Annotated in this window: 20 protein-coding genes; 13 read left to right on the top strand and 7 right to left on the bottom strand. The window is 49.3% G+C overall.

All coding sequences use genetic code 11. The annotated features are described in order from the left end of the window. A partial coding sequence (locus GAC_RS02300) for a glutamate--cysteine ligase (RefSeq protein WP_037349281.1) occupies window positions 1-626 on the top strand: 626 nt, incomplete at its 5' end. On the opposite strand, the gene holA is transcribed toward GAC_RS02300, so the two are convergent. After that, on the bottom strand, window positions 621-1,763 hold the full coding sequence (gene holA / locus GAC_RS02295) for a DNA polymerase III subunit delta (protein ID WP_012659119.1): 1,143 nt from the start codon (window positions 1,761-1,763) through the stop codon (window positions 621-623). The two genes, GAC_RS02300 and holA, sit on opposite strands and share 6 nt — an antisense overlap. Before the next feature lie 186 nt (window positions 1,764-1,949). Here holA and GAC_RS02290 point away from each other — a divergent pair, with 186 nt between their 5' ends. From GAC_RS02290 to smpB, 9 genes are all read left to right on the top strand, one after another. Continuing rightward, window positions 1,950-3,176: a lipoprotein-releasing ABC transporter permease subunit gene (locus GAC_RS02290; protein WP_012659118.1), complete on the top strand. Its 1,227-nt coding sequence runs from the start codon at window positions 1,950-1,952 to the stop codon at window positions 3,174-3,176. Window positions 3,177-3,180: 4 nt separating this feature from the next. Further along, window positions 3,181-3,933, top strand: a complete 753-nt coding sequence (locus GAC_RS02285; RefSeq protein WP_010266232.1) for a hypothetical protein — start codon at window positions 3,181-3,183, stop codon at window positions 3,931-3,933. Continuing rightward, complete coding sequence (locus tag GAC_RS02280) at window positions 3,930-5,168, top strand: CDC27 family protein (protein ID WP_010270875.1); 1,239 nt, start codon at window positions 3,930-3,932, stop codon at window positions 5,166-5,168. The genes GAC_RS02285 and GAC_RS02280 overlap by 4 nt, the downstream gene beginning before the upstream one ends. Window positions 5,169-5,171: 3 nt before the next feature. After that, a complete protein-coding gene (locus GAC_RS02275) occupies window positions 5,172-5,423 on the top strand; it encodes a DUF1467 family protein (protein WP_010266228.1) in 252 nt (83 codons plus the stop codon). Window positions 5,424-5,998: 575 nt separating this feature from the next. Continuing rightward, window positions 5,999-6,571 (top strand): ATP synthase F1 subunit delta, encoded by a 573-nt coding sequence (atpH, locus tag GAC_RS02265; RefSeq protein WP_010266221.1) that lies wholly within the window; start codon window positions 5,999-6,001, stop codon window positions 6,569-6,571. A gap of 19 nt (window positions 6,572-6,590) precedes the next feature. Next, window positions 6,591-8,114 carry a F0F1 ATP synthase subunit alpha gene (atpA, locus tag GAC_RS02260; protein WP_010266218.1) on the top strand — a complete coding sequence of 508 codons (1,524 nt, stop codon included), beginning with the start codon at window positions 6,591-6,593 and terminating at the stop codon, window positions 8,112-8,114. 20 nt (window positions 8,115-8,134) lie between these two features. Then, entirely contained in the window at window positions 8,135-8,635 is a 501-nt protein-coding gene (greA, locus tag GAC_RS02255; RefSeq protein WP_029209753.1) for a transcription elongation factor GreA, read from the top strand. A gap of 18 nt (window positions 8,636-8,653) precedes the next feature. After that, entirely contained in the window at window positions 8,654-9,286 is a 633-nt protein-coding gene (gene ribB, locus GAC_RS02250) for a 3,4-dihydroxy-2-butanone-4-phosphate synthase (protein WP_011114615.1), read from the top strand. 2 nt (window positions 9,287-9,288) lie between these two features. Beyond that, window positions 9,289-9,738: an SsrA-binding protein SmpB gene (gene smpB / locus GAC_RS02245; RefSeq protein ID WP_010266209.1), complete on the top strand. Its 450-nt coding sequence runs from the start codon at window positions 9,289-9,291 to the stop codon at window positions 9,736-9,738. Window positions 9,739-10,590: 852 nt separating this feature from the next. Here smpB and GAC_RS02240 read toward each other — a convergent pair. Then, entirely contained in the window at window positions 10,591-13,035 is a 2,445-nt protein-coding gene (locus GAC_RS02240; protein ID WP_010268726.1) for a valine--tRNA ligase, read from the bottom strand. Window positions 13,036-13,531: 496 nt separating this feature from the next. Here GAC_RS02240 and GAC_RS02235 point away from each other — a divergent pair, with 496 nt between their 5' ends. Then, window positions 13,532-15,340, top strand: a complete 1,809-nt coding sequence (locus GAC_RS02235) for a heme lyase CcmF/NrfE family subunit (protein ID WP_227013272.1) — start codon at window positions 13,532-13,534, stop codon at window positions 15,338-15,340. Window positions 15,341-15,390: 50 nt separating this feature from the next. Continuing rightward, entirely contained in the window at window positions 15,391-16,206 is an 816-nt protein-coding gene (ygfZ, locus tag GAC_RS02230) for a CAF17-like 4Fe-4S cluster assembly/insertion protein YgfZ (protein ID WP_010266184.1), read from the top strand. Window positions 16,207-16,573: 367 nt separating this feature from the next. Here the strand turns inward: ygfZ and GAC_RS02225 are convergent, their stop codons facing one another. The 3 genes from GAC_RS02225 to GAC_RS02210 form a co-directional block, all read right to left on the bottom strand. After that, window positions 16,574-17,515, bottom strand: a complete 942-nt coding sequence (locus GAC_RS02225; RefSeq protein ID WP_240366671.1) for a P44/Msp2 family outer membrane protein — start codon at window positions 17,513-17,515, stop codon at window positions 16,574-16,576. Between the two features lie 530 nt (window positions 17,516-18,045). After that, window positions 18,046-19,203, bottom strand: a complete 1,158-nt coding sequence (locus GAC_RS02215) for a P44/Msp2 family outer membrane protein (RefSeq protein ID WP_010268719.1) — start codon at window positions 19,201-19,203, stop codon at window positions 18,046-18,048. A gap of 329 nt (window positions 19,204-19,532) precedes the next feature. Further along, on the bottom strand, window positions 19,533-19,751 hold the full coding sequence (locus GAC_RS02210; RefSeq protein ID WP_041641625.1) for a hypothetical protein: 219 nt from the start codon (window positions 19,749-19,751) through the stop codon (window positions 19,533-19,535). A gap of 515 nt (window positions 19,752-20,266) precedes the next feature. On the opposite strand from GAC_RS02210, the gene GAC_RS05430 reads away from it, so the two are divergent. Continuing rightward, on the top strand, window positions 20,267-20,476 hold the full coding sequence (locus GAC_RS05430) for a hypothetical protein (RefSeq protein ID WP_101604454.1): 210 nt from the start codon (window positions 20,267-20,269) through the stop codon (window positions 20,474-20,476). 31 nt (window positions 20,477-20,507) lie between these two features. On the opposite strand, the gene GAC_RS05725 is transcribed toward GAC_RS05430, so the two are convergent. Then, a complete protein-coding gene (locus GAC_RS05725; RefSeq protein ID WP_010270835.1) occupies window positions 20,508-20,828 on the bottom strand; it encodes a hypothetical protein in 321 nt (106 codons plus the stop codon). Between the two features lie 374 nt (window positions 20,829-21,202). Then, on the bottom strand, window positions 21,203-21,459 hold a 257-nt coding region (locus tag GAC_RS02190; protein WP_037349276.1), incomplete at its 5' end, for a TrbC/VirB2 family protein.

Here is a 21,459-nt window from a genome sequence, read left to right as displayed (position 1 = left end):
ACAGCGAAGTGGCGGAAAAGTTCTGCACGGAATTTGGAATAGATAAATGGGGGGTCTGCACACTTTTTGCGCACTGTCAGGATGTGGATTTTGTTAGCAGGAAGGGTATCGATGATGTTGCCAGTGGCGTTGAAGATTTGATATCCAAAATTGGAGAAAAATTTCGCTTCTACGGGTTGGATTGCACTCCGCATGTTTTTATCAAGGCTGACAATGGAACCTATGGCATGGGTGTAATAGAGGTATACAGCGGGGAAGATGTGCTCAACATGAACAAAAAAAATCGCAACAAAATGCGCATGATTAAGGAAAACAACCCGGTAGAGAGCGTAGTGTTGCAAGAAGGTGTTCCAACCAGTGAGGTATTTGGCACCCACGCAGCAGAGCCGTTGTTATATTGTGTGGGGGCAGAACCCGTGTGTTATCTGTGCAGATATAACTCTACCAGGAGCAGGTTTGAAAGCCTAAACGCCCCCGGATGCGGGTTTGCTGATGTAGGCTCTGGCATCGCGGAGGAGAAAAAGCGCATTTGGCGGACAGTTGGCAAACTTGCGATTCTAGCTGCAGCTATAGAGGCGGAAGAGATAGGAGGTGCCTACGTAAATGGCAGAGACCAGTTGTCATAGGCTATGGTGCGCGTATTGATGCAATTGCTTGCCCTCAGCACGTTTCACAAACGCGGCCAGCGAGCACATTAGGTATTTAAAAACCACTTCCTGAGTTGCGTCAGAAAGCTTACATTGCATTTCTGCTTCTAACAGCCTACGCAATATTACCTGTAATGTCCTATACGAGACCGACGCAGCATTCCTCTTGAGTTTAGGGATGAGTCTAAAAAATACTGGAGGCTGCAATGCCTTCAGGGCGTTATCAATACTTACTTGATTCTGGGCTGCCCTCAGCAAATATTCAAGTTGCATGAAATACTTCAGGCTGGACCTTATAGCCAGTATTGGAGATATTCTATGCTGCATTAGAGTATCCGCACATTTCAAAACATCTTCCAAATTACCGTCTGCTATTGCCACGCAAATGTCATCCAGCGCGGGGTCTACGTCGGTAGACAGGCTTTTTTGTACGTCTTCTGTTGACAGAGATTTTTTTTCACCCAGATATAGCAATAACTTTTCCAGCTCAGGTTGTATACCGGCGGCACTGTGTTTTAGCGTGGTGCAGAGCAGTTTGAACGTGCTATGCTCGTAGGATATCTCATGCTTTGCGAGAAAATCAGCCACTATAAAGCCCACGTCCTCCTCTTTATAGCAACCCACGGCAGCGAATATTTTGTGGTTGTTATAATAACTCTTGAGTGTAGAAGCTCCCGAGAGCTCACGGGCTTGTATTATCACGTAACAATGCTGCGTATCAATGCCTGCCATGATGGTTTTTAGGTCTGCGGATAGCATGTCTTTTGCATCAGTGAGGAGGACTAGAGGCTTTTGCCCGAACATTGGAACGGTCATTAAACTAACCAGCAACTGCTCCGGGTCCCGATTGGCCCTGAGAAATTCCATTTTGTGGATGACAAATTCACCATTGCGATTAATGCGATCCAGGATTTTCTGCGTATACATACTCATCCTGCTGTAATCACTTCCGTGAAGCAGCACGCTCCCGTAGCTTTCTGGACTATTGAAAAAATCTCTCAACTTTGATGGAGTAATCTTCACTGTTATACCGCTTGCGGAATGCGACTGGGCACCCCATTGCCCAGCATTTCTAGTGTACGCGGTATCGCATGGATGTCTAGTTGCTGCATGCATTGATAAAGCCGCAGCGCACCGACAACAACACGTGCAGCCGGGTGGTATTTTGCATGCACAGACATCTTTCAGTTGTTAATTTAATTTTTCCGTGCTGCAATTCCCAGCGCAACTGCGGAATACCACGCCGGAGAAATTGTAACTGCCCTAGAAGCGTGCTATACGTGCTGTAGATGTGGCCTACATGTGAGCGGCGGTGTTATGGGCTTGGAATGGCTGTTAGCCAGAAGGTATATACAATCTAACGGGGGGCGGTTCCTATTTTCTACGGCAACTGTCCTTTCCATTTTGGGCATTTGCATAGGAGTTGCAACGCTAATATCAGTCACATCAGTGATGAATGGCTTTTCTGCGAAGCTGCTATCCAGCATTTTGGGCATGAACGGCCATATTACCATCCATTGCAATCGCCCAGATTATCCAAATGTCATTGCCGAGATTCACCATGTGCCGGACGTGGTTTCTGCCGCACCGGTTATTGAAGGGCAAGCCCTGCTAAAATACGAGAACAACATTATGGGCGCGGTAGTGCGCGGTATGCACATGTGTGATATACACCGCAAGTTGCATGGATATGTTGTAAGGGGTGATGTAGACATGCTTGAGGAAGGAATAGTTTTAGGTTTTAGGCTTGCAGAGAGCATTGGCGCTGATTATGGTGATGAAATCACTATCATTTCCCCGGAAACTTCCCCGACAATTTTTGGCGCTGTGCCACGTACGAAGACATACAAGGTGACCGGCATTTTTGATGTAGGCGTGTACGAATATGACAGCGCTTTTGCGTACATTCCATTGCGGGATTCCCAATTGCTTTTTGGATATGCAAATAAGATAAAGTACATAGAGGTATTTCTTGAGGATGTGACAAAATCTTCCGAGGCCCTCGTTGAAATTGCAAGGAGAACTAGCCTAAAAGTGGAAGATTGGAAAGTGCAACAGGGGCAATACTTCCGCGCCCTTGAATTGGAGCGTGACGCCATGTTTTTTATCCTGGCCCTTATCGTCATTGTTGCGGCCTTTAACATAATTTCAGGGATATCTGTGCTTGTGCGGGACAAAAGAGGTGCCATTGCTATAATGCGCACAATGGGCGTGAGCAGATACGCAGTTATGCGCATCTTCTGCATGTGTGGGGCTTTCATAGGGATATTGGGAACCAGTTTCGGATGTATTTTAGGCGTTGCTTTTTCCGCAAACATTGAGAACATAAACAACTTTTTCAGTTCCTTTGGGCACGGAACACTTTTTGAATCAATAGCGTACTGCCTGGAGGGGATATCACCAGAGATGATGTTTGGAGATATCGCAAGGGTCGTTATGCTATCTCTCAGCGCTTCACTATTGGCTGCTGTGCCTCCAGCGATTGTGGCTGCGCGCCAAAACCCGGTTGATATTCTTAGATATGAGTAAGTAAATGAAGGCAGAAAATTGTGGATGGATAGGAATTTTTTGTATTCTGTCTCTGTGTATGGGGGGAATTACATATTTCGTTCTAGAGTGTAGAGAAATGCTGTTAAATTTCTCGGTTAACATTGAGAAACTTGTAAGTGACCATGCGCACACAAACGCAGCATTGTCTGGCTTGTCATCAGAGGTGCAGCAGCTAAAAAGCTTGGCCTCTCGCAAGAATACCATTGTGGTAAACAAAGATGGGTGCGTACGTACGGAGTGTTTGGCCAGGCTTTTGCTCATGGTGGCGGACCTGCGCAGAGCCTTTGCCTTGGGTGCAATGTCTCATGATGCGGTCTACGCGGTAAAGCCCATGCTTGCGGAATTGCGTGACCAGCAGATTGATGACAACTTCAAAGTTGTTGAGGGGTTCAATCCAAGGAGGGGGTATAGAGACCTGGTTGAGGACTTATCTGATCTTCGCAAGAGGTTACGTGCGACTGTGGTTGGCCCAATTGGCAAACACCTGTCAAAATGGATATCAATAGAAAATCGCAATGAAGCCCTGTGGCGGGAATTTGAGCGCCTAGAGCGCCTGGCACGCCAGGGCGCCTGGGAGGATTGTTTAAATGTGGCCAACGATGCTGCTTTAAGCCCCGTGCCCGGCATAAAATCTTGGGTACAAGATCTAGAATCCATACTAGAGATCGAGAGGAGCTTGTCCACGATATATGACCGGCTGATAGAGCGTGTTAACAGTAATCCAGAGGGAATATGATCACCTATTTGTTGATTTGCATAGTAGCGTCCCTGGCGGCTGGATTGGCTATACAGAATTACGAAGAGCTCGTGCTCAAAATAGAAATTGCTGGATACGTCATAGAGGCGAACACCGTGTTTATAGTTTTTATGGCGTGTGCTCTAGCGCTTCTGCTCGCTGCTTTACTACGATTATGCCTAGCCTGCGCGCTGCTTGTGTATAAAATCAAATGTAAGTCTGTCGCCAGGCAGTACGAATCTTTGGGCAGGGGATATGCCCTACTGAGCCTTGGCGGAGCCATGAACCACGAGCAAATTGTGAATACAGTGGAGAAGCTTCGTGCGCTTGATCGCTATTCTCTTGCGATGTTGGAAACATGTGCATGGTTTAGGCTCGGACAGTATGAAATGGCAGAAAAACCGCTGCTTCTGCTCAAGGGTAGCAGCTTGCCTGATGCGAGACTGGGGTTGTGGTTGGTGGAGTCGCTAAATGGCGAACGAAGCAAAGACTGCAAGTTGAGGGTGTTGCGAAGGTTGTGTGATGTGTTCCACCGAGCACCTTGGGCTGCAATGTTTAGGTTGGAAATTGCCCGCATAGAGGGAGACTGGGATACAGTGCTGGTGGAGGTAAAGCTGGCAGCTAAGCGAGGTATTGTTCTTCCCTACAAACACGAGAGAATGGCAGATATAGCTTGCCTAATGCTTGCTAGGTCATGCTATCAGCGGGGTGACTATAAAGAAGGCCTCAAGTTGGTAGGGCGGGCAACAGACATGCATGCAGCCATTTTGAAAGCCAAGACCCACGAAAAATTGGGCAACCCGCAAAAGGCTAGGGATGCATTGGAAGCCTGCTATAAAACCACGCCACACCCAGAAATAGTGACGGCGTACTTGGCAGTGTCACAAGATTATGACACGGCAACGGAGCGGCTCAGTAGCTTAAATCCCGATCACTACGTTAGTATGATATTGTCCGTCAAGCGATATATGAACGCTAAGCAGTACAACGCAGCCGAGCAGCATGCTAAGCGTGCCATTGCTAGGTACAAGTATGTTGAGCTTTACTGTCTCATGGCAGACGTCATGGCGCGCATAGGAAATATTGACGAAGTTGTATACTGGATCACAAAAATGCAAAAAGACTCCGTACCCAATATGCAATGGCGGTGCACAAAATGTTGTTCTGTATTGCCCGAGTGGAGCCATGAATGCTCGGCCTGCAACGCATTCAATTCTGTGCAATGGTTGGGATAAACGGTGGTTGCTGGGGCGCTGCTAGTATTTACCATCACCTGGTGGGTTGCTATTTTCATTGCGCTGCCTATAAACATTGAGGTAGACGCGCAACCCCAGACGGGTTTTGCCAGTAGCGCTCCCAAACGTGCTCACTTGGGCGTGAAAGTTTTGATAGTAACCATAATTTCCGCAATATTCTCTGGCCTATACTGCTACTTGAAATACGCTGGGTATCTTGCAGACCTTAGCTTTTTGTATGATCTTGTGCCATAAATGTCCAGCACAGTACTTTGCCATTCTGTTGGTTGCAGCAAATACTCCTACCCCGATAAATTAGACGCGCTTGCCAGTGCTGCTGGTCGGCTTCCTCGCGCTGGTAGCGGCCACTTGCTGTTTGAAGATGCTATAAGTGTGGGTAGCGTGTTGTCATGAGTGGGGTTACATATAGCGGTGCAGAACTCAAAGCAAAGACGCGGTACGGCTTGCGCGAGCAAGCGCTTATGTTGACGAGCAAACAGGCGTACCAATCGCGAACTATGCGGCACCATTGCCGCGCTCAACAGTTTATGGCTCATGCGCAAGGCAGCTACACTGCCAAAAGGTGGAAATGTGCAGCGTTCAATAGCGGAATGCAAAAAATGCGCAAAAGACCCCTCAATCTGTGGGGCATATTTCCCTGCACTATGCTGCAGCGGGCCTATTTTTAGTATATTTCATAACGCTGGAATGCTAAAACGCACATGTAACTGAAAGCATGGACAGCAGTATTCTGGCGTGGGTGTATTGCAGGGAAACCACTTGACTGGGCGTGCGGTGTAGGCAATAATACGGCGGGTGTTCTATGTTCTTTGTTTTTGGATGTTGTGAGGAAACACGGGAATGGGCGCGTTGCGTACTGTTATGCACGTGCTTTGTTAGACATAGTTGTGGATAGCGCGGACAGCATCTGCGAGGAGATCAAGCTAGTGCGTGCTGCACTCACTGCAGATGGCGAGGTCCGTGCGTTTTTCGCGAATCCCGTAACTCCGAAAGAGAACAAAATTGCGGTGTTGCAAGCTTTGGGCAAGAGCTGTAAGTTAAGTCGCACCCTGGTGGGTTTTGTGTGTGTGGTTGTCAAAGACGGCAAGTTTGGCCTGCTGTCTGACATGTTTGAGGAGTTTTTTGTTCTGCTCATGCACGCACGTGGCCAGTTTGCGCTAGAAATAACCACAGCATCTCCGGTGTCTGCGGCCGAGGAGAAGAGGATATTGAGCATTGTGAAGTCAGAGTATGGCGAGCCGGCAACTGTGACTAAGCGTGTTGATCCTGCAATACTTGGTGGGTTTATCGCGAAGGCGGACTCTCTAGTGATTGATGCCTCGTTTGCTGGACATTTGCGGGAGCTAGAAAGGGTGAGTAGGAGCGTTGTTTGCGGTGTCTAGTTTTGTGGTATGGTGAAACATGAGCATTGTGTCCTCGGGTGATATACTCAAAATCCTAAAGGAGAGGATTGAGGGTTTTGACAGCCCAGTTAAGACCAGTAGTGTTGGGGATGTTGTCGCTATAAAAGACGGCATAGCCCTGGTGTATGGCCTGAGTGGGGTAAAATTTGGTGAGACTGTGGCTTTCTCGTCCGGAGTGCGCGGCGTAGTCGCTGGGCTAGAGCGTGATACGTGCAGCGTTGTGGTTTTCGGGGAAGATAGAGAAATCCGCGAAGGGGACTCTGTGCAGTGTACGGGTGAACTTATGACCGTGCCCGCAGGGCTGTCTGTGCTTGGTAGAGTGGTAAATCCGCTTGGGTCTCCAGTGGATGGGGGCAATGCCATTGTGGCTGATTCTAGGCTTCCAGTGGAGGCGAAGGCGCCCGGCATAATGGCAAGGCAACCTGTATGTGAGCCTTTGCAGACTGGGATAAAAACCGTAGACATGCTCATTCCCATTGGTCGGGGTCAGCGTGAGCTTGTTATCGGTGATAGGAAAACTGGCAAAACTGCGATTGCGCTTGATACCATCATCAACCAGAAGAAAACAAACGACACGGCTGATGCGAAAAACAGGATGTACTGCATTTATGTTGCCATTGGCCAGAAGAATTCCTCCATTGCCAGGGTGGTGCACAAACTGAAGGAAACAGGGGCCATGGACTATACAATAGTGGTGGCTGCTGGTGCGTCTGATCCGGTATCAATACAATATCTTGCTCCGTATGCGGCGTGTGCCATGGGGGAATTTTTCCGGGACAATGGCATGCACTGCCTGATCGTGTATGATGATCTATCTAAACACGCCGTTGCGTACAGGCAGATGTCCCTGCTGTTGCGGCGCCCTCCGGGTAGGGAAGCGTATCCTGGTGATGTGTTTTACATACACTCCCGGCTTTTGGAAAGAGCGGCAAAGTTGTCTGATGATCTGGGTGGCGGCTCATTGACTGCATTGCCCATCATCGAAACACAGGCTGGGGACGTGTCTGCCTACATACCTACCAATGTGATTTCCATAACCGATGGGCAGATCTTTCTAGAGTCCGAACTGTTTCACAAAGGGTTCAGGCCCGCGATTAATGTCGGTTTATCCGTTTCCCGCGTCGGTTCCGCAGCCCAAGTTAAGTCTGTGAAGAAAGTTGCTGGCTCTATGAAGCTCACTCTGGCACAGTACAGGGAGTTGGAAGATTTTGCCAGGTTTGGCTCCGATCTTGACCCAAGTTCTCAAGCTATGCTAGAAAAGGGGCGCAGGTTTATGGAGCTACTCAAACAGGGGCAGTACTCACCCCTTTCCGTGGAAGAGCAGGTTGCAGTTGTTCTTGCCGGCGCTGATGACTGCGTAAATGGCATTCCAGTTAGTGAGATTAGTAAGTTCGAAAGGGGCCTTCTGGAGCGTCTTCGTGCTGAGCATGGGGGTCTTATGTCTTCCTTGTCAGCTGATATTGCTGATGATATAAAAGGTAAGCTTTTGGAGGTTATCAGGGGTTTCGCTGCTAGTTTTTGACTGTGGAGGATGGGTGCTGTATGAGTGATTACGTGACTACCAGGTTTCCGATCACGAGGCGGGGATTCCAAAAGTTAGAGGCGGAATTGGAGGCTCTCAAGAGTGAAAGGCCTAAGATTATTAAGTCTATATCAGACGCTAGAGAGCTGGGTGACCTTTCTGAGAATGCTGAATATCATGCGGCGCGTGAGAGACAGGGGCTCGTTGAGAGCAAAATAATGGAGCTTGAGTCTAAGCGTTCTAGGGCTGAAGTGATAGATGTATCTGAGCTTTCTGGGGATACTGTCATGTTTGGTGCTACAGTGACGGTATCAGTGTATGACGAACAGACTGACTCCACAGGTGTGATGCAGTACCAGATTGTTGGTGAGTATGAAGCGGATGTATCGAAGAATATGATTTCCATAAAATCCCCGCTGGTGCTCTCTCTTTTGGGCAGAAGAGAGGGGGATAGTGTTGAGGTAAAAACGCCTAGGGGCGACTATAAGATCTACCAAATTATGAAGATTGAATTTGTGTGAAGTGGAGCGTCGGTTTGTATGAATGTTGAACCACTGGCTTCGGGGGTTTTCGCTCCTATAGATGAGGTTATCGAGGCCGCCTCCCAAGGCAAGGCTTTTGTGCTTTTGGATGATGCGGAGAGAGAAAATGAGGGTGATCTTGTAGTGCTTGCTGATAAAGTCAGCGTTGCTACAATAAACATGATGATAAGATATGGCAGTGGCATTATATGCCTTGCAATTTCTGAGCAGCATGCGAACAGGCTTGGCTTGGCGCTGATGCCCAGACGTAATGCAAAGGACGGGTGCACAGCCTTTACCACATCTATAGATGCTAGGTATGGTATAACCACAGGGGTGTCTGCGTATGATCGTGCTACGACCATACTAGCCGCAGTTGCTGAGCATAGCACTGCTGATGATATTGTCACTCCTGGGCATGTGTTTCCCATAATAGCCGATAGCGGTGGGGTTACCAAGCGGGCGGGCCACACCGAGGCAAGCGTGGAAATAGCCAAACTTGCTGGTGCGACAAGCGCTGCGGTTATCTGTGAACTTATGAACCCTGATGGCACCATGTCCAGGCTGCCCGAGATCATTGCGTTCGCTCAGGCGCATGATGTTGGCGTTACCACAATAAAGGGGCTTGTGGAATACCTAAGCAATTCCTAGTAATGGAAATAGTTGCGGAAAATCGCAAGGCGAGGTTTGACTATTTCGTCCTACAGGAGTATGACGCTGGGATGGTGCTAGTTGGGAGCGAGGTGAAATCCCTGCGCCAGCGCAAAGTAAACATGGGTGACGCCTACGTCTTGGAAAAAGACATGGAGCTGTGGATACACAATCTACACATCTCCGAGTACAACAGGTCAGACCGCAAAAATCATAAGCCGTTGCGTGTGAGGAAGCTGCTACTACGCAAGCGTGAGATCCACAAAATTGCTGGCAACATAAAAGTGTCGGGTCTGGCTGTGGTGCCGCTGATGATCTTTTTCAATAACAAGGGGATTGCAAAAATCAAAATTGCAATAGTGAAGGGGAAAAAGCTATACGATAAGCGCGAGGCTATAAAAACCAGGGACTGGCAGCGCGAGAAGAGTAGAATATCCCGCAGGGAAGTCTAGAATACGCCGTGGTTGGGTGATTGCGCGCTCGGACAACAATGGGGCCGCGTATGGCTGTAGATGCCTGCTTTGAGTAACGAGTCTGGTTACTCGCGCTTAGTTGATCCGCTACTGGTAGATGTTTCAATCGGTCAATTCCCAGCGGCTGCATTGCAGGGCAATAGTCCAAAAAGGAACGCACATAGATTGCAACTTCGGGCCGGTCGAGAGGGCCTATTTGTTGTGGGGTGTAGTTTTTGGCTGCTCACGGTGGGATTTTATAGCAGCGTCGTGGCACACTGGCAGGGCCATAGTCCGAAAAGGAACGCACATAGATTGCAACTTCGGGCCCAATGTTATAGCAGCTTCGAAGTGCAGGGCACACTTCAGCTTATGGACTCGGTTAGACCCATGGTGTGTGGGATACGCGGTTAACTGCTGCCTGTGGGTGCCAATGTTACGGCAGAAGTGCAGGGCCATAGTCCGAAAGGAGCGCGCATAGATTGCACATCAGTGTGGGGCACACTTCGGGCCCAATGTTATAGCAACTTCGAGGTGCAGGGCACACTTCGGGCCGGTCGAGAGGGCCTATTTGTTGTGGGGTGTAGTTTTTGGCTGCTCACGGTGGGATTTTATAGCAGCGTCGTGGCACACTAGCCACCTAGTTGTTGTCTGCAGTAACCAATTACGGCAACTTCAATGCGAGACACACCATCCGGCTATAGTGCTGGGATACGCGCCTAGTTGTTACCAATACTATAGCAACTTTAATGCGAGGCACACCAGCCGGCTATAGTCCGCAAAAGGGGCGCACATAGATTGCACACTTCGGGCTTATGGACTCGGTTAGACCCATGGCGTGTGCATATGCGCTTAGTTGCTGCTCACGGTGGGTGCCAATGTTACGGCGACTGCAAGCTCTGCACTGTCTGGTGCGGTGAGTTTGATCTGCTCTGCGCAGCACATATGTTTCAAATCCTCGAGCATAGATTCCGGAAAGTCAGTTGCAAGTCCGCCTATGGTTATGAGCTCGACTGGGTATTTGACGGAAACCTGCGCGTGGGTTTTCGCTTTGCGCACTTCCTCCACTATTTTTATTAATGCATCACCGTGCTGCTCAAGTGAGGCATTGTAGGGAATTTCGTCAGCGTTCGGCCACTCTTGGGCGTGTATACATCCGGAGAAAAGTGTACCATATACTGCCTCAGTGACATACGGTAGAAACGGTGCAAACAGCAGTAGTAGGGTTTTTAGGGTATGATGTAAAGTGCTGACAGCGGAGGCATGCCCGTGTGCCGACCCGTGATTGTACGCCCTATGCTTTACCAGCTCCAGATAGTTGTCGCAAAAATCCTTCCAGAAAAATTCCTCTGTGCGATTCAGTGCTGCGCAGTACTCGAAAAGTTTTAGGTTTTCTGTATTATGGGCAACCGCTTTGTGCAATTTGGATAGTATCCACAGATCTGTAGGTGCTGCTGTCGTGCCGGCGGGAGGGTTATCGCGCAGAAAAGTGGCTACAAACTTACTCGCATTCCACAGCTTGGTTGTGAGCCTTCTGCCAGTTTTCAGCACTTCTTCGGAAAATACAGTATCGGCCCCCAGGCGGGATTTCGCAGCCCAGTATCTTACGGAATCTGCCCCATAAAGATCTAGTGTACTTTCGGGATCCATTGCATTGCCTTTGGATTTGCTCATTTTCGTCTTATCCTCAGCAAGGCACCATCCGCTGATCATTATGTTTTGCCACGGAATCTCTCCGTTGTGGTAGTAAGACTTCAACATTGTGTAGAACGCCCACGAACGTATAATTTCGTGACTTTGTGCCCGGAGATCTGTGGGAAATAAAGGCTCGAGATTCTCATTGCGTAACACTTGCCCTACAGATTTTGTAAGAAACTGTGGCGATATGGAGCTGGTGGCCCACGTGTCCATAACGTCCACATCCGGTTCGACTTCATCTCTGCCATAGCCGCTGGGCAGGTCGCGCAATGGATCTACGGGGAGATCGCGCACATCGGGCAAAAGCACCTTGCCCACCTCGCCCTCACGCTTGGAGTACCATACCGGGAACGGTACACCGAAATACCGCTGCCTAGATATGCACCAATCCCAGTTGAGGTTTTCGATCCATATTTCCATGCGTTTACGCATGCTGTCCGGGTGCCACTGCACTTTTTGTACTTGCTCAAGAAGCTCGTGCTTGTGCTCCATTACCCTCACGAACCACTGGTGGCTAAGCAATATCTCTATTGGTGCGCCTGACCTTTCCGCGCACTTTACAGTGTGCACTATCGGCTCCTGTGAAACCAGCAATCCGGCGCCCTCCAGCGCGTCACAAACCGCCTTTCTGGCCTTCTGCACATGCATTCCGTCAAACTGTGCTGCAGGGATTTTTGCATCTGGAGTATCTTCCGCCAAGTCTACTATATGCCCGGTCCTGCTCACAATGGTTTTGGTGTCTAAATTATGTGTGCGCCACCAGTAGACGTCTGTTTCATCGCCAAATGTGCAACACATTACCAATCCTGTGCCTTTGTCAATTCGCACTTTGTCGTCAGGTAAAATTTTGACTTTATGCCCCCCGACGGGCACCACTGCAAACTGGCCGTGTAGGTGAGTGTACCTATCATCTTCCGGATTGAAAAACAAAGCCACGCATGCAGGTATAAGCTCCGGCCGGGTGGTGGCTATATCGATTTTCTCTCCACCTACTGTGTGAAAGCTAATGGTGTTTAAGTGGGAGTGCAGATCTAGCTCCTCAACCTCCGCATGCGCTATAGCGGTGCAATCTACGGTGTCCCATAATATGGGCTGCTGTTTTCTGTATAGCTTGTCTTTTGCGTATAAATCGAGAAAAGAGGCCTGCGAGAGCCGCTGTACTTCTTCGCTGACCGTGTGATATTCCAACGCCCAATCGTAGCTTATTCCCAGCCGCCTGAATAGATTTCTGAACTTAGTTCTGAACTCGTGCGAGACCTCCCTGCACATTTTGGTGAACTCCGCCCTCTCTAACTGCACTGCCCTCAACTTTTTGATTTTTTCAACCAGCCGTTCGGTTGGAAGCCCGTTGTCATCAAAGCCGATGGGGTAGAAAACGTCCTTTCCGGCCATTCTTTGGTAACGTGCTATGAAGTCCGTGTGGCAGTAACTAAAAACGTGCCCCATGTGCAGAACTCCAGACACAGTCGGCGGCGGTGTGTCGATTACAAAACTCTGTGCAACGTTTCCCTTCCACTTGTAAATTTTGTGCTCATCCCAAGCGGCGTTACACTCTTCTTCTACGGTTTTGTGCTGATATCTACTATCTAAAGACTGCATAAAATGTCGAACGCGTACGTTCAAGCGATAAACCTGGAGTATAAAAAATTGTCATGTTATAAACAACCCTAATTTCGTATACTGCAGTCACCGCCGGTATCACACATTTGGGAATAAATTGGGGTGCAACCGAAACGTGGTGGGCTGCACTGGCATATCATGGCCATGCCGGTATCCTAAGCCGCGTCCCGCGCGCTGTACCGCGGGTGAAAATTGTTAGGTGATGCCGCTCATGCCCGTTGATAACCACAGCGCGTGCTAGTTTAGAATCCGGTGGAGCGTGCCAGCGGTTGAGTAAGTGGCGCATTCGCTATAAAGTAGTGCTAGTCCATACCTGCCGCTAGCAGGGGCTGATGTTTCAAACACAAGCCAGCGAGGTTATATGCAATATTCGATGGGCGGCTTGGGCGCGTTTTTAATGTGCGCGTGCGCGCTGTCTCTGCTATGTTCCGTGGTTGCGCGCTTATCAACCGCGTGGGGGGCAACACTGACGCACGTGGCATTCTCGTTATACAGCGCAGCTGCAGCCCTGCTCACCTACCTGCGGGTTACGGACCACTTCAACTACGCACACGTATATCAGAATTCGCATACTACTCAACCACTCCTGTACAAGGTGTGCGGGATATGGGGAAACTATGAGGGCTCAAACCTGCTGTTTGTATGGATGCTGAGTGCATATGGAACGCTTATTGCGCTTCTGGTCAAGCGAGACGATCTGAAAGGAGCTGCGCTCGTCGTACAAAACTTGCTCAGCTTTGGCTTTGCGCTGTTTGGCGTCATATTTGCAAATCCATTCCTGAAAGTTATAACCCTGGACGCAGACGGGCTGGGTTTTAACCCAATGTTGCAGGATGTCGGGCTTGCACTTCACCCCCCAGTATTGTTTGGGGGTTATACGGGTTTTGGCGCAGTATTTTCCATAACGATTGCTGCACTTGTTTTGCGCATAGACCCCAAAGAATGGGTCGCGGTTATACGTGGTTGGGTGTTAGGCGCGTGGACTTTACTCACGCTGGGTGTAGCACTTGGCGGATGGTGGGCATATAGGGAATTAGGTTGGGGAGGATTTTGGTCTTGGGATCCGGTTGAAAATGTTTCCTTGATGCCGTGGTTTTTGGGGGTGGCGCTCATTCACATGATGCCGGTGGTGAAAAAGTTCGGCATATATTGCAATTTTACGTTTTTGCTCGCTTTGCTGGCGTTTATTTCCAGCTTGTGCGGCACATTTTTAGTGCGCTCTGGGTTTTTAGTTTCTGTCCATGCTTTCGCGAATGATCAAGGATGCGGCATTTTTCTACTGGCTTTGGTTACGATAGTAACGGTAGGTGGGCTGCTAACATTTGTTATTAAGTACAGAAATTTGCCGGAGACCTGCTGCCACTTCGGCTGCATATCAAAACTCACCGCGATTTTGGCCAATAGCGTAATAATGTTGACCGCGTTTTTGGTGGTTTTGGCAGGGACTGTGTATCCCATAATTCTAGAGCTGCTTGAGGGGGATACCATATCTGTAGGCGCGCCATATTACAATAACGTGTTCAGCGTGCTATCCGTAGCGTTGTTTTCGGTTATGATATTGCTCTCTGGCCTAAGTTGGGACGGCTCGGAGAAATTTAAAATGACCTTCAAAATTTCTTCCGTAATCGCAACACTTCTTGTACCTTTTGCAGCGCCCCTTGGGCTCACCGGAGTGTTAATTTTGCTGGCTGCGCTGTTGTTTTTTTCGATACTGGAAGATTACATTTATCGAGTGCGTAGCTCACAAATGCGGCTGAGTGCTGCGGTCAGGCGTGTGAGCCTTGGGCGATATGCAATGATGATGACACACGCCGGTGTTGCGGTTTGCATGTTTGGCATCATCTGCTCTACTGCATTTCAGGAAGATGTAACACAATACATGAAAGAGCGCGAATCCGCAGAAATTCACGGGTTTAGCGTGACATTATCTGGTGTGTCACTGGTAAAGCGGCCGCATAACGAGGCCATAAGGGCGAAGTTTTCCGTGGCTAGATCAGGCAAAGTAGTGTGTCTATTGTTCCCCGAAAGTAGGTTCTACTATGTCGAAGGTATTAGAAATTCTGAAAGTAGCATCTGTCACGGATTACTTGCGGACATATACATAGTAGTAGGTGAAGTGGATAAAAATCGCGGGATAGCGGTGCAGATGCACTACAAACCACTAATCAATCTGGTATGGGCAGGGTTTGCCCTGATGGCGGCCGGGGGAGTGCTGTCGGTAGTTAAAGTATGGCTGCGCCGCAGGCAAAACAATCCTGCTATAGGTGCAAATAGTACTGCCTGATTGGATGAAGTTTAGTATGATGATTACTGGCGCACCATTGAGGGATAGTAGTGAAACTTTTTCGGCTTCACGACCGCAGTGTTTTAAGGGTTTATGGCCCTGACGCTGGAAAGTTTCTACACGGCATCACTACTAATGATGTACTTGGAATCGGGGCTCAGGAGCCTATATACAATTTGATATTAAATCCCCGCGGAAGGTACGTATTTGATTTCTTTCTAATCCCTCATGAACAAAATTTCTTGCTAGACTGCGCAAGTGCGGACGCGGATGCTCTCACCGAATTGCTGCGTTCATATAGATTGCAGCTAAAAGTTAGGGTGAAGCGTTGCGATGACGAATACGCCGTTGCGGTGCATCCTAATACGGTTGATAGCGGAAATGCCGCAAATTTTGAGGATGCCATACTGTTTCAAGATCCACGGGACCCAAAGATGTGGATGCGCGCGATTGTGCCTACCACCGCGTCGATAACCTGTGATGAGCTGCCGAACTTAAACGAGTACGAGCTGCTGAGAATTAAGTGCACGATTCCAAACTGCGTCCTAGACATGGTGAGAAATGAATCATTCCCGCTGCACTTTGCGATGGACAGACTTAACGCCATAAGTTTGAACAAGGGGTGTTACATCGGGCAAGAAATTGTAGCGCGGATGTGGCGTATAGGCGCGAAAAAGAAGCTATACACGGTATTTTCAGACACGAAAACATTGGTATGTGGGCAGGAAATATTTGCGCAGGGACAGCCTGCAGGGCACATGCTATCCACGCTTGAGGGTTGGGGCTTGTGTCTTTTGGAGGTTGAAAAAATTGCCGATGGTTGCAATCTGGAAAGTGGCGGCACTCACCTGAAAATTTATGAGTAGTAGAACGGGGCGGTGGGATATACTGCGGCCTTGGCGTTCTTCTATATGTTTCTGCGCCAAAGGTTGCAACGTGGGATGGTGCTTTACATACAACGATTAAGGCAAGGATCTGGAAAAGATTACTGTTCACACTACCTAGGGGCACGGTTATAGGGCAGGGGAGCGGTTTGCACGCCCCTACATCTTGCCTAGTTCCTGCCGTAATTCCTATACTCTACACCAACGCAAGCTACTCGCCGCCGGGTGTGGCCCTGCCTTCCGGCGGTTTGGTGCAGTCTCCAGCGCCTCGTCACCGCTGGGTAGGCGCAACACCCATGTTGCCACTGGGCGCGGCTGTACGCAACTTCAGGTACGGAAACGTGCGTAGCTAAAACTCGAGCTTCAGCCCCAGATTGCAACCAGAGTAGGAAAGCTTGAGTGCAACGTCAGCAAAATTGCTGCCCTGGTCGGCATATGTATCTCCCAGCACATGCTCAACGACAAATTTTCTATAACGCACCTCACCGGGTACCTTGTGGACAAAGGCTTCCAAATTCACCGAGACTCTTTGCGTAAGCATGTAGTTCACTCCTAGACGTGCTCTATATGCAAGTTTCCAGAGGATGTTACCGGATACATCGACTAAATTTCCACCGACGCTTCCGCAAACATACGGGGTAAGACGCCCTGAGAATGCGCGCGCTGGGGCATCGTAACATGCACTGAACATGGCCGCTGTGGTTTCTATATCGTTTACCTCCACCACTGCAGAGACTTCCCCGATGCCATCTGCCGCTTTACTGAGCAGCTTAGCCGCAGCCAATCTATCTTCTCTGCTGAACAGTGCAAGCCGTTCCGCTGCACGCTCAGCACTATACTCGGTATCATCGTGTCCCTCAACGGAAACCTTGTATATTGCGGTGTCCAAACTGTCATCTGATGGGTATATAACTAGCCCGCCCTGGCATCCTGTGCAGCTTTCCAGGGCTTCCGCAAGGCTGCTAGTGCTGCCATTATAGGCGAGAGCGTAGGTGAGGTTCTTGAGTAACAAGAAAAAACCAGCCCCACCTGCAGACTCTCCATCGATTTTTACAGGGAATCTCCTTCCTTCCATTCCGAACTCAAATCTCACTCTACCTGTGGCATATCCCGCTGACCACCCGAGCGCAGGGAAATCTCCACATCCAAAACTTATGTCTGGATTTGGCGACTTCCAGTCGAAACTTGTTATATCCTCCACCAGTTCAGCGTGCTCAGCGCCGTGAGTGTGGCTCAAGGGCAACACCCCTGCAGTTTTGCCGTCGATAGTTCCTAATCTCAAATCCCGCACGGCACTGCGTGCCCAACCTGCTGTGCCGGCTACATATACACGACGCGTACCTGCACCTTTATGCCCGATATGTACCGCGCCAGACGCGACACACGCAAACAAACACACTGCAACTGAGCATGCGCCTGCAAACAAAGCAACTTTCCCTCTCCCCAGCAAAATAACCGCGCGCATAGGCAAACTCTCCACCACCAGCATATATACAACCGGGCCGAGCCCAGTGCCCGGGATTCTACCAGCTTCACCGCGAACATTGCAAGATGAATTTATGTTTTTTCAAGCAATTGCACGGTAAACCACACATTTTTCGGATACATTATATACATGCTTCATGCAATGCGCTGGTTGTAGTAAAAAATATGGGGGTAGGATTTAGCCACCTTAGGTTCAGGTTTTGAATGTCTCTGCCCAAACTATGCAAATACGCGTGCCCAAAAAAGCTTCGCCTGTTGCCTGCAACTATGCGCGCAACTGTATAACACACCGGGAGCAACAGCGCTGCTGCCCCCGAATTTTTGTGGTTGGCGGTGCTAAATTGAGAAACTTGCTCCAATGTTAAAACCTAGGTTTTTGAGTCGGAATGTAGACGAAATGTGGCTAGCCGCTTTGGAGATGTTACCAGCTACGACGTCCGTATCTATATCCTGGTGTTTCACGCTGCCAAATACACCCTGCAGAAATGCGCCTGCTATTAGGTGGACACGGGGTGTTAGTGCATAACGCGCGCCGCCCTTTACTCTGTACACGAGATGCGTTGCAGTTTCACCGGACATGCCTATGAATCCCCAACCAACACCGGCGCAGGCGTAAGGTATCAATCTCGCGTTTGGAATGTACGTAGGAACATCGCGACAAACATTTAGAGTAACAGATGTTGAAGTAATGCCACTGATTCTGGCAACAGTCGCACCTTCCAAGTGCCTAATGAAGCTACTCGCAACGCTTGCTGCGCCCTGTGTACTAAGCCCTGCTATTTTCTGAGCAACTAGTTTCGGGCTGTATTTATATTTCTCTGCACCATAGCCCGCAACAAGGTGCTTCACTGCACTTCTTGGGAATTCGGCCTTAGGGTCTTTTTGTATGCTCTGCATTATGTCCACAAAGCGCTGCTCAACGCTTTCCCTCAGCGCCTCCTCCATTTCTTCAATGCCTGATACCATAGACTTGATTTTTTGTGTGTCACCTCCTGTGTGTTGGAAAAGTTCACTTTCTATAGTATCAGAATCGTGCTGCGCCACTGCACGCGCAAGATTTCGGATAAGCAAAAACGTTCTACTGCTACCCGCCTCGTCAGTTTTTACTGGGAATGCTTCTCTTCCTATGCCCAGCTCTACCCTGAAGCCTTGCATACTAAACCCTATAATACCTTCCAGCGCCGGAAAACTACTATTCCCGAACTCTACATTAGCATCCAATGTGTTCCAGTCAAATCTCTCAGGCACAGTGCCAATTCCGCTGTGGTAGGCAAGTATACCCGCCGGGTCATTCCCGGCGTCTTTCAATTTGAAGTTTTGTACTCTACTATATGAGGGGTTAAGTGTAAATCCGGCGTAGAACCCATCTTGCTGCTCCCAATCCGAGGCATCTGCCTGTGCCACAGACGGCAAAGCGAAATTCAGGCACACGGCGGATAGAGCCATAGTACCGGCCAGAAAAGACCGCGCATAATTCACAAAAACGACGCCCATAAGCGACTTCCTCCTGTATTCAATGATATGCTGATAATGAGAGACCAGTGTGTTCCTCATGCAACATGTCTAGCGCACACAAACTGAAGATTCCTTTTATTTTAGTTGGCAGAGTGTATTAATTATGGCCTTAGGCGCGCACGCGATTATGTTGCAAAAATCTCGCATATAAACAAAAATCTTAATATTGCGCAAATCACGCGCATTTAAACCTACTGCACAGCACATTGGGCAATTACGTACTAGTAGGCAGAAAAATCGCGGCTATAGCCCTGCAAATATTTGCACCTTATTATATTGGTGCAGGTAACACGTGCACGCGCTCACAACTACACCTGTGGATATATTACCAGCGCACAAGACACAGGATCAGATTTTTTGATTTGTGCTTTATATGCACTACCCTTCACCCAAATGCCACCAACCTCACGCCTATGCCTGCCTTGTTGACTTGCCGCAACGAATCCGGCAGTGCAATCCTCCCGGCTGCCGCCCTTTCTAGCACGCTCCCCGACGATTAGTAGTATACCACTCACCACCGACACCATCGTTGGCATCTCAGCCCACCTTGCCATCACAGCTCTGCACCGGTACCACCCAAGCCCCCGTCTCCAAACTCCCGGTGCCTCATTCGTACCTCCTACCCTTGGCACTCAGCCCAACTCACTACCAATGCCACCACCTCTGCACCACAAACACACTTGAAGTTCTTGGTACCACCTACATAACCCGGCATCCCAGCCCAACTTACCACCACAGCTCTCCGCACCGGTTCACTTCAACGGTAACCAGCATCTCCCTACGCCTCTGGTACCTCCTGCCCCTGGCATCTCGCCCCACTGGGCACCACAGCTCTTGTCCTCCACTACCCTTGGCACCTCAGCCCAACTCTACTACCCAATGGTGCACCACCATCAGTGCCTCTCTACTTACCCCCTACTTCTTACCAACACCACTCACTACTTTCCCATATCAACCCAACCTCTACCACAGCATACCCCCCCTACTCTATAACTTCTCAGGTTCATCCCACTGTGGTATTGCTACCATCTATAACCACCCAATGTTGTCTTCCCAACCACACAAGCCTATGACCACACTTCCAACTATACTGGGCACTGCCAGCAAAACACTAGGCACAAACTACGACAACACCCCTGCCCACCGTGCAGTCGATGACGCCAGCCCATTAGGAAAAACAAAGGAGAAGGTCTCAGCATCCTTCGGGCTACGCAATATAGGGGTAGAACTAGGAATCAGGTTCGGATTCTAGGACACCCACCCCAATGGTGCCCCTCCACCATCTACCCACTTGCGGTTCCCGGCACTACCAGCGCATCTACCCATGTACGGTTGATGATTGAGTCTATGGGGGAACAAAAGAGAGGAAGGTGTGAGAGCGCCCGTGCCAATCTGAGTAAGGAGGACAAGGCCATAGTTGCTGAGGTGATAGAGGTCAGGGCTATAGGGTCTACTTCTGTAATGCTCAATCCTGGCATTACCACACTACCTACGCAGCCAAAGCTCTTGGTACCACCACTACACCTTGCTGTACCCAATGCTGATACCCCAGCAATTAGTAAGAATCTAAGTTTTGGCATCATCACCGTTCTCCCTCGAAACATCACTCACACTCCCAACTCTACTGGGCACAACACCTCATTCGTGCCTCCTTATAACCGGCACAGTCAAAGCTCTTGGTACCACCGACATAACCTGGTGCCTACATCCTCACAGCACCTCTTGGCACCTCAGCCCAACTCTACTGGGCTCACCCAATGTTGTCATCCCAACCACACACAGCTCTCTGCACCGGTTCACTTCAACGGTAACCAGCATCTCCCAACTTCTGGTACCTTCTACCCCTGGCACCTCAGCCCAACTTACTACAATGCCACCACAGCTCTCTGCACCATTCGAAGCTCTTGGTACCACCCGACAATAACCCAAGCCCATATCTCCAAACTCCTGGCACCACCACAGCTCCCTGCACCATCACCTACTTGGTACTCTTATTACGCACTGTGGCACAGTCAAAGTTCTCGGCCTTATCCATACCGTCACCACTCAACCCAGCAGCAAATTTAGCCATAAGCTTACCAGCACCAAAGAATATAGCTGTAAATACAACCAACATCACAATAGCAGGCCATGCAAGCTTACCAAAGATAGCCATAATGCTAGAACCTAGTATCACTCCAGTCATGATGGGTAGTCCAAGCTTCTGTACAAACCCTATAACGTTACATATGACCC

The organism is Anaplasma marginale str. Florida (assembly GCF_000215485.1).
In the GTDB taxonomy this organism is placed as follows: domain Bacteria; phylum Pseudomonadota; class Alphaproteobacteria; order Rickettsiales; family Anaplasmataceae; genus Anaplasma; species Anaplasma marginale.
Note: the sequence above shows the minus strand (reverse complement) of the source record. Positions and strands in the feature narration are given on the sequence as shown.